Source organism: Bradyrhizobium sp. B039 (assembly GCF_038965675.1).
Taxonomy (GTDB): domain Bacteria; phylum Pseudomonadota; class Alphaproteobacteria; order Rhizobiales; family Xanthobacteraceae; genus Bradyrhizobium; species Bradyrhizobium diazoefficiens.
In genome coordinates, this window is record NZ_CP152416.1 from 5882104 (window position 1) to 5894546 (window position 12443).

Annotated in this window: 13 protein-coding genes and 1 pseudogene; 4 read left to right on the forward strand and 10 right to left on the reverse strand. The window is 64.7% G+C overall.

Annotated features, from left to right (window positions below):
- Positions 1-53: 53 nt before the first annotated feature.
- The 4 genes and pseudogenes from AAFG50_RS28030 to AAFG50_RS28045 all read left to right on the forward strand — a co-directional run bounded on the left by AAFG50_RS28030 (position 54) and on the right by AAFG50_RS28045 (position 2741).
- Positions 54-326: a hypothetical protein gene (locus AAFG50_RS28030; RefSeq protein WP_028173430.1), complete on the forward strand. Its 273-nt coding sequence runs from the start codon at positions 54-56 to the stop codon at positions 324-326.
- 40 nt (positions 327-366) lie between these two features.
- Positions 367-825, forward strand: a pseudogene (locus tag AAFG50_RS28035) (DNA polymerase IV); the annotation flags it as partial.
- Positions 826-1433: 608 nt separating this feature from the next.
- Positions 1434-2270: a DUF72 domain-containing protein gene (locus AAFG50_RS28040; RefSeq protein WP_011088387.1), complete on the forward strand. Its 837-nt coding sequence runs from the start codon at positions 1434-1436 to the stop codon at positions 2268-2270.
- A gap of 9 nt (positions 2271-2279) precedes the next feature.
- On the forward strand, positions 2280-2741 hold the full coding sequence (locus AAFG50_RS28045) for a DUF488 domain-containing protein (RefSeq protein ID WP_028173427.1): 462 nt from the start codon (positions 2280-2282) through the stop codon (positions 2739-2741).
- A 122-nt stretch (positions 2742-2863) separates the two neighbouring features.
- On the opposite strand, the gene AAFG50_RS28050 is transcribed toward AAFG50_RS28045, so the two are convergent.
- The 10 genes from AAFG50_RS28050 to AAFG50_RS28095 form a co-directional block, all read right to left on the reverse strand.
- Entirely contained in the window at positions 2864-3778 is a 915-nt protein-coding gene (locus AAFG50_RS28050; protein WP_028173426.1) for a PhzF family phenazine biosynthesis protein, read from the reverse strand.
- Positions 3779-3902: 124 nt separating this feature from the next.
- Positions 3903-4796 (reverse strand): amidohydrolase family protein, encoded by an 894-nt coding sequence (locus AAFG50_RS28055; protein ID WP_028173425.1) that lies wholly within the window; start codon positions 4794-4796, stop codon positions 3903-3905.
- A gap of 22 nt (positions 4797-4818) precedes the next feature.
- Positions 4819-6060 (reverse strand): MFS transporter, encoded by a 1242-nt coding sequence (locus AAFG50_RS28060; RefSeq protein WP_028173424.1) that lies wholly within the window; start codon positions 6058-6060, stop codon positions 4819-4821.
- Between the two features lie 50 nt (positions 6061-6110).
- Positions 6111-6842, reverse strand: coding sequence for a GntR family transcriptional regulator (locus AAFG50_RS28065; RefSeq protein ID WP_028173423.1), 732 nt, complete (start codon positions 6840-6842; stop codon positions 6111-6113).
- 130 nt (positions 6843-6972) lie between these two features.
- Positions 6973-7257 carry a hypothetical protein gene (locus AAFG50_RS28070; protein WP_231166533.1) on the reverse strand — a complete coding sequence of 95 codons (285 nt, stop codon included), beginning with the start codon at positions 7255-7257 and terminating at the stop codon, positions 6973-6975.
- 28 nt (positions 7258-7285) lie between these two features.
- Positions 7286-8593: an adenylate/guanylate cyclase domain-containing protein gene (locus AAFG50_RS28075; protein ID WP_028173421.1), complete on the reverse strand. Its 1308-nt coding sequence runs from the start codon at positions 8591-8593 to the stop codon at positions 7286-7288.
- A gap of 106 nt (positions 8594-8699) precedes the next feature.
- Complete coding sequence (locus AAFG50_RS28080; RefSeq protein WP_028173420.1) at positions 8700-9863, reverse strand: ABC transporter permease; 1164 nt, start codon at positions 9861-9863, stop codon at positions 8700-8702.
- Positions 9860-10792, reverse strand: a complete 933-nt coding sequence (locus tag AAFG50_RS28085) for an ABC transporter ATP-binding protein (RefSeq protein ID WP_028173419.1) — start codon at positions 10790-10792, stop codon at positions 9860-9862. Before AAFG50_RS28085 ends, AAFG50_RS28080 begins: the two co-directional genes overlap by 4 nt.
- Positions 10789-11712, reverse strand: a complete 924-nt coding sequence (locus tag AAFG50_RS28090) for an efflux RND transporter periplasmic adaptor subunit (protein ID WP_231166534.1) — start codon at positions 11710-11712, stop codon at positions 10789-10791. The genes AAFG50_RS28085 and AAFG50_RS28090 overlap by 4 nt, the downstream gene beginning before the upstream one ends.
- The gene (locus AAFG50_RS28095; RefSeq protein WP_028173417.1) at positions 11709-12389 is read right to left on the reverse strand and encodes a TetR/AcrR family transcriptional regulator; all 681 of its coding nucleotides are present in this window, start codon (positions 12387-12389) and stop codon (positions 11709-11711) included. The genes AAFG50_RS28090 and AAFG50_RS28095 overlap by 4 nt, the downstream gene beginning before the upstream one ends.
- Between the last annotated feature and the right edge of the window lie 54 nt (positions 12390-12443).

Genomic DNA, 12443 nt, shown 5'->3' on the forward strand with positions numbered 1-12443 from the left:
ACCGGCCGGAACGGCGGCGGGAGACGAGGATTCGTCCCGGTGGAGCGAATTCGATGCTGATGTTCAAGGATAGGTGGCCTGCGGTCCGGACGCTGCGAGGTTGGGCCATCTCGGTGCTCAACGATGCCGGCGCCATTAGGGAATGCGAGGAGCACGGGTGGTTGCAGGATCGCGCCGATCCCCATGCGCGCGACCGCGCGTTCGATATCGTCCGCCGGGATCCACCGGCCGGCGTTTCGCCGGAGGCGGCCACGGTCGCGATCGCAGAGGTCTTGGAGTCTATCGGCGACACCTGTCCGGAGTGTCCGCCCGAGGATCTGGTCTAACGGCTGCGACGACTCGACTGCGGACCTGGATAATCCGCGCATGGACCCATCCGATCCGGAGCAAAACGTCTCGACGGCGCCCCATCGCAAGATCATCCATATCGACATGGATGCGTTCTATGCATCCGTGGAACAGCGCGATAATTCGGACCTGTGCGGCAAGCCGGTCGCGGTGGGCGGCTCGGCGGAGCGGGGCGTCGTAGCCGCCGCGAGCTACGAAGCCCGCAAATTCGCCGTTCGCTCCGCGATGCCGTCGGTGACCGCGAAGCGACAATGTCCTGAGCTGATCTTCGTCAAGCCACGCTTCGAGGTCTACAAGGCGATCAGCCGACAGATTCGCGATATCTTCGCCGAGCACACGCCGATCATCGAACCCTTGTCGCTCGACGAGGCCTATCTTGACGTTACCGAAAATCTTCAAGACATCCCGCTCGCCAGGGACATCGCTTTGCGCATTCGTGAAAAGATCAAGGCCGAGACCGGCCTCAACGCTTCGGCTCGCGCTCGTCCTGGGCCTCGATGAGGGCTACACCGCGATTAAAGCGACGAATCTCGGATACGTGACTCCGCGCTGCCTCCTGCGTTCTGACGAGCAGCTGTCGCGTCTCGTCGCCAAGACCGCTCATAGCCTCCCGCGGGTAGGCGCCGAGCAGGTGGGCCCGGCTCGTGCTGCGGAGTTGGAGGTGGAAACTTTCGCGGTATTTGGTGACGCTTTCGCAGTTATTGCTCGACCGTCCACCACCATTTGCGAGACGCATTTCGAAAGGGTACCGCGAATGTAATACGGTATAATTTAACTTACCCGCGATTTCGAGCGGTTAGCGGGGCGGCACATCTGACGTAGTGGTTCTATTTCCCGCTTGATGCTGCGTCAGGCAGGCGAGAGATCCGGGAGATCGTTGAATCGGCCACAAATAGTGAAATTTTCGCGCTAACCAGAAGCGTTCTATCCCGTAAAAACTTTCTGTCGAGGTAAAGACTTTCTGTCGATGTAGAAACTATATTGTCTCTCGATACGCAGATGATCTTGTCGGAAGCTTAGACGGGCCGCGGCAACTGGCCAATCACAACTCGTTTGACTAGGATGCCGGCCTCCCCTCCACGTCGATGCGAGATCCTTCCGTGGCCAAAACAAAAACCGTGTCCAAAAAATCCGGCAATATCTTCATCGGCGTCGGCGGCTGGACATTCGAGCCATGGCGCGGCGTGTTCTATCCGGAGAAGCTGACGCAGGCGAAAGAGCTGTCCTACGCGGCCTCGAAGCTGACCTCGATCGAGATCAACGGCACCTATTACGGCTCGCAGAAGCCGGAGAGCTTTCGCAAATGGGCCAGCGAAGTGCCTGAAGGTTTCGTGTTCTCGGTGAAGGGGCCGCGCTTCGCCACCAATCGCCGCGTGCTGGCCGAAGCCGGCGATTCCATCAAGCGCTTCTATGATTCCGGCGTGCTGGAACTCGGCGACCATCTCGGGCCGGTGCTGTGGCAGTTCGCGCCGACCAAGAAGTTCGACGGCGCCGATTTCGGCAAGTTCCTGGAGCTGCTGCCGCGCAAGCTCGACGGGCGCGCGCTGCGCCACGTGGTCGAGGTCCGCCACGACAGTTTCTGCACGCCCGACTTCGTCGCGCTGATCCGCGAATTCGAGACGCCGGTGGTGTTCGCCGAGCACGGCAAATATCCCGCCATCGCCGACGTTGCCGGCGATTTCGTCTACGCGCGGCTGCAGAAGGGCAATGACGAGATCAAGACCTGCTATCCGCCGAAGCAGCTCGATGCCTGGGCCCAGCGCTTCAAGGACTGGGCCGAAGGAAGCGAACCGGACGATCTGCCGAAGGTCGACAAGGCAAAGCCGAAGAAGGAGCCGCGCGACGTGTTCGCCTACGTCATCCACGAAGGCAAGGTGCGCGCACCGCACGGCGCCATGGAACTGATCGCGCGAGTGAGTTGAGGATTGTTCATGGCAAAGGCGAAGAAGCTCTTCACCATCGGCTATGAGCAGACGCCGCCCAAGGCCGTGCTCGACGAGCTGGAGCACGCCGGCGTCAAGCTCGTGGTCGACGTGCGCGCGGTGACGTCGTCGCGCCGGCCGGGTTTTTCCAAGAAGCAGTTGTCCGCCGGGCTCGACGAGCGCGGCATCGCCTATGTCCATCTCGCCGCGCTCGGCACGCCGAAGGAGGGGCGCCTTGCCGCTCGCAGCGGCCAGTACGACGCGCTGGAGAGGATTTATTCAAGGCACCTGAAGACGCCGCAGGCGAAGGAAGAGATGGACGAGCTCTCGGCCCTGGTGAAGAAGGCAGGCCCGGTGTGCCTGCTCTGCTACGAGCGCGACCACACCCACTGTCACCGCCAGATGATCGCGGAGATCATCGAGGAGCGCGATGGGGTGACGGTGAGGAATTTGGCGGGGCGGCAGATTTAGCTGCGCTGTCATTCCGGGGCGCGAAAAAGTCGCGAGCCCGGAATCCATCGGGCCGCAGAGCTAGTGGAGGAATGGATTCCGGGTTCGCGCTGCGCGCGCCCCGGAATGACGGGTTGATGGACCTACCCCTCCCCCTCCAGCCCAAACGTCCCCTCCATCATCTGCACACAGCTGCCGCCGACATGAGCGGACGTGATCTTGCCGTCCTGCTTGCGCACGCGCGTCAGGAGCAGGCTCGGACGGCCCATGTCGAACCCCTGGCCGATGGTGAGCTTCAACTCGCCATCGCGCGCGGGATCGAGATCGGCGAACAGCGCGGCGGCGGCGACCGTGGCACTGCCGGTGGCGGGGTCCTCGATCAGGCCGCTGGCGCCGGGGAAGAACATCCGCGCCTGCCGCTCGCATGGCGCTTCCGCCGCCGGCACGTCGCGCGTGTAGAAATAGACCGAGAAGGCGCCATCGCGCGGCAACATCCGGCTGAACGCCGCAGCATCAGGCTTGGCCCGCCGCACAGCCTCACGCGACCCCACTTCCGCCACCACGAAGGGCGTTCCAACGCCGACGACCTGCGGGGCATGGCGATCGATCTTGATATCCTCCGCGGTCAGGGAGATGCAGGCCGCGACCTCTTCGGCGGAACATGTCGCGAGGCGGGCCAGCGGCTGCGGCGCGGTCAGCTCGGTGCTGACCACCCTGCCCTGCTCCCGTACGATCTCGACCGGCACGAGCCCCGCCTTCTCCTCGAACAGCAGGCGCGGCTTGGGCTCCCTTGCGATCGTCGCCAGCACGAAGGCGGTGCCGACATTGGGGTGACCGGCAAAGGGCAGCTCCCGCACCGGCGTGAAGATGCGCACCTCCGCATCGTTCGCCTTGTCGCGCGGCGGCAGCACGAAGGTCGTCTCGGAATAGTTGAACTCGGTCGCGATCGCCTGCATCTGCGTCGTCGACAAGCCGCCGGCATCGAGCACCACGGCGAGCTGGTTGCCGCCGAAGGCGCGGTCGGTGAACACGTCGACGGTGATGTAGCGGCGCTGCATCTTTGCTTTCCTCATGCAAATCGCAGCCGCGGGTCGGCTGCATCGTGCAGCAGTCTACAAGCCGGCGACATCGTCCGTCATGCCCCAAAATTCGGAGCAATCGGAGCAATCGCGACCGAACGTGTCAGAAGCGGAAGAGCTGATACGGCGATGCCAGCACTTGCGCACGCTCGCTCTGATCAGTGATCAGCGTATCGAGAAACTGCCGGTTCTTTCCGTAAGCCTGCGACGCCTCGAACTGCGTGTGCGGCCAGTCGCTGCCCCACAACAGGCGATCGAGGCCGTAAGCTTTGCGCAGCAGCGGATAGGCTTGCTTCGCAAAGCTCTCGCCGGCCGCGCCATTGCGATACGGCGCCGAGATCTTGACCCAGACGTTTCGCGTTGCGCCGAGCTTCAGCACGGACTGGAAGCCGGGATCGTCGACACCGAGCTTTGGATCGGGCAGCGCGTAGTGATCGAGCACGACTGCAACGCCGAGATCCAGAAGCTGCGGCGCAAGCGCGGCGAGATCGGCCGCGTTGCGCTGGATTTCGACCTGCCAGCCCATCACTTTCACGCTCGCGAGCAACGTCTTCCATTCGCCGGCAGCGAGATCGGGCAAGGGCTGGCCGACGAGATTGAGGCGAATGCCGACGATGCCGGCGCGATCGAGCATGCGCAGCTCGTCCGCGCTAACAGCGGGATCGACGACGGCGATGCCGCGCAGGCGGCCGCCCGCCTCTTTCAGGCATGCAACCAGATAGGAATTGTCGGTGCCGAGAAAGCTCGGCTGCACCAGCACGCCATTGGACATGCCGTTGCGGTCGAGCTGCTCCAGATAGAGCGACAGCGGCGCGTCGTAGTCCGGCGCGTAGCGGCGGCTAGGTGCGAGCTTGAGGCCGCGGTGAAAGACATGGGCGTGGGTATCGATCGTCGGCAAGGCCGCCTCACTGCTGGCTGTGGTCGCGGCCAGCGTCACGAGCGATGCGAGGCCCGCGCCAAACTGGCGGCGCGTCAGGCCGCGCTGGGACAATGTCATGGTGGCTCCTCCCCATCCCGCGTCAGGCGCGCGTCGCGGCGGTCTGTTCAAAGACCTTGCCGCGGGTTTCGGGCAGCAGCAGCACCGCGATCAGCACCAGCGAATAGGCGAAGGCCGCATCGATGCCGATCGCAGGTCCAAGCCCGATATGATCGCTGAGGAAGCCGACCAGGAACGGGAACGCGGCGGAGACGATCCGGCCGAAATTGTAGCAGAAGCCGACGCCGGTGCCGCGCACGCCGGCCGGATAGAGCTCGCTGAACAGCGCCGCCATGCTGGCGGGGATGCCGGCGGAGAAGAAGCCGAGCGGGAAGCCGAGCACCAGCATCTGCCCATCGGTCAGCGGCGCGAAGATGTAGATCAGCACGGTGACGATGCAGGCGCTGGCGAAGAACGCGACGTTGACCCGGCGACCGATGCGGTCGCTGATGATGCCGCTCGCCACGCAGCCGCAGAAGAAGGCGACGATGATGACGGCGAGATAGCCGCTGGAGCCCAGCACCGACAGATGCCGCACCTCGCGCAGGTAAGTCGGCAGGAAGGTGGTGAGCGCCGCGTAGCCGCCATGGGCGCCGATGCCGAACAGGCCGCCGATCAGCGTCGCGCGCAACACGTCGCGATGGAAGATGCCCGAGAGCGTCGCGAAGAACGGCGTCTTTTCGCTGGCGATGGCGCGCGGCGGCTCCTTCAATCCGCGGCGGATGAAGATGATGAGGAGCGCGGGCAACAGCCCGAGCGCGAACAGCAGCCGCCAGGCGATGTCTGCGGGCGCATAGGTGAAGACCAGCGCCGACAGCAGCACGGCTGCGCCCCAGCCCACGGCCCAGGCGCTCTGCACCGAGCCGAGCGCCTTGCCGCGATGCTCGGCGCGGATGATCTCGGCCATCAGCACCGCGCCGCAGGCCCATTCGGCGCCGAAGCCGAGGCCCTGGACCGCTTTCAGGATCAGGAGCTGGGTGTAGGTCATCGCGAATGCGCAGGCGAAGGTCGCGAGTGCGAAGGTCGCAACCGTGATCTGAAGCGCCTTGACGCGGCCGAAGCGGTCGCCGAGCGCACCGCCGAGCCAGCCGCCGAACGCGCCGAAGAACAGCGTGACCGAGCCGAGCAGGCCGGCATCGGCCTTGCTGATGCCGAACGCCGCGATCAGCGCGGGGATGGCAAGGCCGAACATCTGGACGTCGAGCGCATCCAGCGCCCAGCCGCCAAAGCTTGCCCAGAACGTGCGCCGCTCCAGCGGCGAGCTTTCGCTGTACCAGTTCGACATTTTTCCTACCCCTGTACTCGTTTATTGCTTGGTGTCGTTGAAGAGCCGCTTCACCTGATCTCGGCGTGGTAGCGGAAGCGGTTGGCCGGCCCGCGCGAACGGCGCCATTCGATCGGCCGCCGTTCGAGGTCGAGCGCGAGACGCTCGATGACAATCAGAGGCGCATGCGCCTCGAGCCGCAGCAGGCGTGCCTGCATCTCGTTGGCGGTCTCGACCGTCAGGATTTCCTCGGCGGAAACCACGACCTCGCCGCAGCGCTCCTCGTAGAGCGGATACAGGAGGTCGCCGAACTCGGCGGTGTCGATGTCGAGGATCGGCGCGAAGCGCGATTGCTGCAGCCAGATCTCTTCGGCGAGCAGCGGGACGTCGTCGATCAGGCGCAGGCGCGACAGGCTGATCACGGGCTCGCCGACCGGGATGCGGAGTGCGGATGCGACCGCCGATGTCGCCAGCACGCTCTTGCGCCGGATGATGCGGCTCTTCGGCACGCGCCGCTCGCCGCTCTCCGACTGGAAGCGAAAGAAGCGGAACAGCGAGGAGTTGAAGCGCGCGCGGCGCACGAAGGTGCCGCGGCCCTGCTGGCGCTCCAGCACGGCATCCGCGACGAGCTGGTCGATCGCCTTGCGCACGGTGCCGATGGCAACGCCGTAATGCGCAGCCAACTCGGCTTCCGACGGGATCGGCTCGCCCGGCCGCCATTCATTGCGGTTGATCCGCGCGGCGAGGTCGTCGCGCAGGCGCTGGTAGCGTGGCAGGCGGTCGTCGAGCGGCGCTGAATTCATGTAGTCATATAGATGACTATATGATGAAGGAGTCAAGCACTACGAAAATACCGCCGGCGGAAGGGCCGCCATGGATGACGCGAAGCCGGGCTGGCGGACTTCACCAGCCCGGGTTCGTCTGCTGTGATCGTCAGTTCATCGTCGTCGTATTGGGCAGGCAAGGCGGTTGCTTGTAGGGCGCAGAGGCATAGGCGCCCACCGCCGGAGCCCTGACGCAGTCCGTCGTCACGTGGGTTGCGGCGCGCCGAGAAGCGGCGTCGCGGGCGGCAGCGGCCTGGGTTTGGTAGACGGCGGCGGCGATCAGGACGGCCGCAACAACGGACAATCTGGTCATTGGTTTTCTCCGCATGACAAACGGAAACCGATGCTTCGGCTTCCAGAGTGCAGGAACGGAGAACGCGGCGCGATATTTCATCACGCGCCTTCAACGAAACGCGAGCGGTCTACCCGAGCTGAAACACCGCCACCTTCTGCTCGTAGCCGCGCACCTCGACTTCGCCGAGCGCGACAGCATCCTCGCCGTCATCGCCGAGCGCCTCGCGCACGGACGCCGAGATCAGCAGCTGCGAGCCGAACTCCTTGTTCAGCGCCTCCAGCCGCGAGGCAAAGTTCACGGTGTCGCCGATCACCGTGTACTCCTTGCGCCGGGGCGAACCGATATTGCCGGCGACGACCTCGCCGAAATGGATGCCGATGCCGATCCGCAGCGGCCAGCTCGTCTCCGCATTGATGCGGTCCATCGCGGCCAGCATCTCGCGGCCCGCGGCGACCGCGCGGTGCGCGGCGTCGGAGGCCTCCAGCGGCGCGCCGAACAGCGCGAGGAAGCCGTCGCCGAGAAACTTGTTCACGATGCCGCCCTGGCGGTCGAGGATGTCGACCAGCACCGCGAAGGCGCCATCGAGCCGGTCGACCACCTCCTGCGGGGTGCGCGACTGCGCCCCGGCGGTGAAGCCGCGGAAATCGACGAACATCACCGCGACGCGGCGGAGGTCGCCGGCCGCGCTCGTCCCCTCCGCCATCAGCCGCTCCACCACCTGCGGCGAGACGTGCTGGCCGAACAGATTGGTGACCCGGTCGCGCGCGGTGGCAGCCGCGATGCTCGCGGCAAATTGCCGCCGCAGCTGCGCACCGACGGAGCCGGCGAGCACGCCGCAGATCAGGATGACCGTGCTGCGCACGGCGTGGAAGTAGATCAGGGGTTCGCCCGCGTCGCTGGCCGAATTGTAATGCAGCGCGACGGCCAGGAGTTCGGCTCCAGCCACGAATCCCGTGAAGGTCGACAGCCAGAAATCGAGCCGCAGCGTCGAAAGAATGATGAAGATGAAATAGACCAGCGGCAGCACGAAACCGAGCGCCTGGCTCGCACCCATGCTTCGGATCTGCAGGATCAGGATGATCGTCGGCAGCGACGTTTCGATAAAGGCGCCGACGTAGCGCCTGATCACCGGCAGGTCGCGATCGAGCTTGAGGTTTCGCCTGATCTGGCTGTGGATCCAGACTTCGAAGAGGATGAAACCTCCCAAGAGAATATATTCGCGGACGAGGCCCTCCGTCCCGCGCCAGACCCGGTTCACCAGAGCGGGGTCGATCAGGAAGGTTGAGGTGAGGAACAAGATCATGACGCAGCCGGTGATGATCAGTGTCCGCACCCGCAACAGCTCGGTGCGCAGCACTTCCCGCGTCAGCTCGCGCTCGAAGTCCTCCGACAAGGCGGCGTGTTGCCGCGCTTTCCTGCTCGTAAACTTGACCATTCCATCCCCCAGTCATTCCGGGGCACGCGCAGCGTGAACCCGGAATCTCGAGATTCCGGGTTCGCACTTCGTAGGCCCCGGAATGACTCTCAAGGACTAGTTTGCCTCAATCTAGCGTACGGCGGAAGCGCGTCACGGCGATGGTCATAGCGATCAGCATCAGGGCCGCCAGCGCCAGCGCGTCGAACCGCAGATTCTGCATGCTCGCCCCCTTCAGCATGATGGCGCGGACGATGCGCAAATAATGGGTCAGCGGCAAGGCCTCGCCGACATATTGCGCCCAGGCCGGCATGCCGGCGAACGGGAACATGAAGCCGGACAGCAGAATGCTCGGCAGGAAGAACATCATCGACATCTGCATGGCCTGGAGCTGGTTCTGCACGACGGTCGAGATCGTGTAGCCGATCGACAGGTTGGTGGTGATGAACAGCGTCGAGAGCAGCGCGAGCAGGAACAGATTGCCAAGCACGGGCACGCCGAACAGGCCGACGCCGATGCTGATGATCAGGAAGGCCTGGACGAAGCCGACCAGTACGTAAGGGATGATCTTGCCGAACATCACCTCGACCGGCTTGATCGGCATCGACAGCAGACTCTCCATGGTGCCGCGCTCGACCTCGCGCGTGACCGAGAGCGCGGTGAAGATCAGCATGGTCATGGTGAGGATGGTGCCGACGAGACCCGGCACGATGTTGAGGCTCGACGCTGCGGCCGGATTGTAGCGCGCATGCGCCCGGATCTCGAACGGCATCTCCGGGGGATTGCCGATATAGAGATCGTGCTTGAGCGCGGTCTGCACGACCATGCCGAGCGAGCCGATCGCCGAGCTCGCCGCGACCGGATCGGTGGCGTCGGCCGCGACCAGCAGCGCCGGCTTGTCGCCGCGCCGCACCGCCCGTTCGAATCCGCGCGGGATCTCGACGCCGAACAGGACCTTGCCCGATTTCAGCAGATTGTCGAAATCGTCGACGTCGTGCACCTCGTAGATGAAACGGAAATAGGCGGTGTTCTCCAGCGCCTTCAGGATCGAGCGGGTGAGATCGGAGTCCTCCTGGAGCAGCACGGCACTCGGCAGATGGTGCGGCGTGGTGTTGATGGCATAGCCGAACAGCATGAGCTGCATCACCGGCAGCATCACGATCATCGCGAACGAGACGCGATCGCGCCTCAGCTGGATGAACTCCTTGATCAGCATCGCATAGGAGCGTCGCAGGAAGCCGAAGCGCTCGCGGATTTCGCGTGCGGGAGCCGGATGATCGACGGTGCTCATTGGAAATTGTCCTTGGAGCGGCTCATCAGTTCGATGAACACGTCTTCGAGCGAAGGATGCGAGCTCTGCCAGTGCAGGCCGCTCTTCTCGCGCCACGGCGCGATGCTGGCTTCGAGCGCGGCGACGTCGCGCCCCGAGACGTGCAACGAGGTGCCGAACGGTGCCACCATGTCGATTCCGGGCTTGCCGGTGAGCTCGGCGGTGAGCCCGTTCAAATCCTCACCCGTCACGGTGTAGGTCGTCAGCGCGGATTTCGCGATCACCTCCTCCACCGTGCCGTGCGCGAGCAGATGGCCGTAGGCGATGTAGGCGATCTCGTGGCAGCGCTCGGCTTCGTCCATGTAGTGGGTGGACACCAGCACGGTGAGGCCGTCGGCGGCGAGTGCGTGGATCTCGTTCCAGAAATCGCGCCGTGCCTTGGGATCGACGCCGGCGGTCGGCTCGTCCAGCAGCAGCAATTGCGGATTGGGCAGCGTGCAGGCACCTAACGCCAGCCGCTGCTTCCAGCCGCCGGAGAGTTCGCCAGCGAGCTGCTCCTCGCGCCCCGAGAGCCCGAGCCGCTTGACCATATCACGCGCCGCGTCGCGTGGATCGACAAGGCCATAGAGCCGTGCCACGAATTCGAGGTTCTCGCGCACCGAGAGGTCCTGGTACAGGCTGAAGCGCTGGGTCATGTAGCCGACCTGGCGCTTGATCTTTTCGGCATCGCGCCGGATGTCGTAGCCGAGGCACGTCCCCTCGCCGCTGTCGGGCGTGAGCAGGCCGCAGAGGATGCGGATGGTGGTGGTCTTGCCCGAGCCGTTGGGACCGAGGAAGCCGTAGATCGAGCCGCGCTTCACCTGCATCGACAGATCGTGCACGACCTCGCGGCCGCCGAACGACTTCGTCAGGCCCTTGACGTCGATTGCGATCTCGTTGCCGCCGTTCATCGCTTGTCCGCCACCGGGGTTTTTGGATTGAGATAGACGTCGATCGGCTGCCCGACGCGCAAGGCATCGGGGCGCGAGGGCCGCGCCTGGATCAGGTAGACGAGCTTGTTGCGCTCATCGAGGCTGTAGATCACCGGCGGGGTGTATTCGGCCGAGGTCGCGATGAAATAGATCTTTGCGGTCAGGTCGGCCGCGCAATTGTCGCAGCCGATTCGCACCGTGTCGCCGATCGCAAGCTTGGGCAGCTCGGTCTCCGGCACGAAGAAGCGCAGCTTCATGTTGCCGGGCGGCATGATCGAGAGCACCGGCCGCTGCGCCGCCACCATCTCACCCTCGCGGAAATAGATCTGCTGGATGGTGCCGGCGACCGGCGCAAAGCCCCTGCGCCGCGCCATCCGCGTCTCCGACGTCGCCACCCGCGCTTCCGCCACGCGGAGGGCGGAGACGGCGGAATCGAGATTGGCCTGCGTGCCCGAACCGGTCTTGTTCAGCGAGGCCGCACGGTCATAGGTCTGCTGCGCGTTGGCCAGCGTCGCCTTGTTCTGGTTGAGATCGGCAAGCTGGAGATCGTCGTCGACGGAATAGAGGGCGTCGCCGACCTTGACCTCGTCACCCTCGCGGATGTTCAGCTTCGTCACGCGGCCGGCTTCGTCCGGGCTGACGAAGATCATGTCGGCCTCGACCCAGCCCTGGAAGCCGGGATCGCGCTTCTCCTTGCAAGCCGCCAGCGCGGTTGCGAAAAGGACGGCCAATGCAAATCTGAAAATTGCTTGCAGCGACCAAAGCTGTCGATCCCTCACCCTGAGGAGCTGCGAAGCAGCGTCTCGAAGGGCGAAGGGCCACAGCCGGGCCTGCATCCTTCGAGACGCGCGTTCCGCGCTCCTCAGGATGAGGTGAGAGATGGTTTGCGACGACCTCATGTCGTCCTCCGTTCGCCAAAAATCAAATCGAGATGGACGCGCAGCATGTCCCGCGCGTCGAGCGGCGCGTGGCGCTCAAACAGGCTTTGCCAGATCACCGCGATCATCGCAGGCGCGATCAGGATCTGCGGATAGCGCGCAAGCTCCTTCTCGCGGATCTCGCCGCGGGCGATGCCGAGCTCGATCAGCGCGCGCATGGCGGCAACGCCGCGCGAGACCACCTCGCGGTAGTAGAAGTCGGCGACGGAGGGAAAGCGCGGCCCCTCCGCCACGATCAGGCGCACGAGATCACCGCGCCTGGTGCCGATCACCTCCTTGAGGAAGTTGCCGGCGAAGGCTTCGATGAGGTCGCGCACCGAGCCCACCGGCGGCGGCAACGTCGTCAGCCGCGCCACCACAGGCACGATCACGACGCGCACCAGCTCCTCGAACATCGATTCCTTGTCCTTGAAGTGCAGGTAGATCGTGCCCTTGGCGACGCCGGCACGTCTGGCGATGTCGTCGAGCCGCGTCGCGGCAAAGCCGCGCGCAATGAACTCCTCCATCGCCGCCTCCACGATCGCCGCACGCCGCTCCGCCGCGCGGGTGGCACGGTTCGAGGCGGGCGCGGCTTCGAGCATTTGGCTCCCAGCCTGGGCTGCAGATGCCGCGGCGGCTTTGGTGGGCTTCTTCGTCATAGTCAATTTATGACTGACTAGTCAGTCATAGTCAATTGCTGACGCCAGACAGAG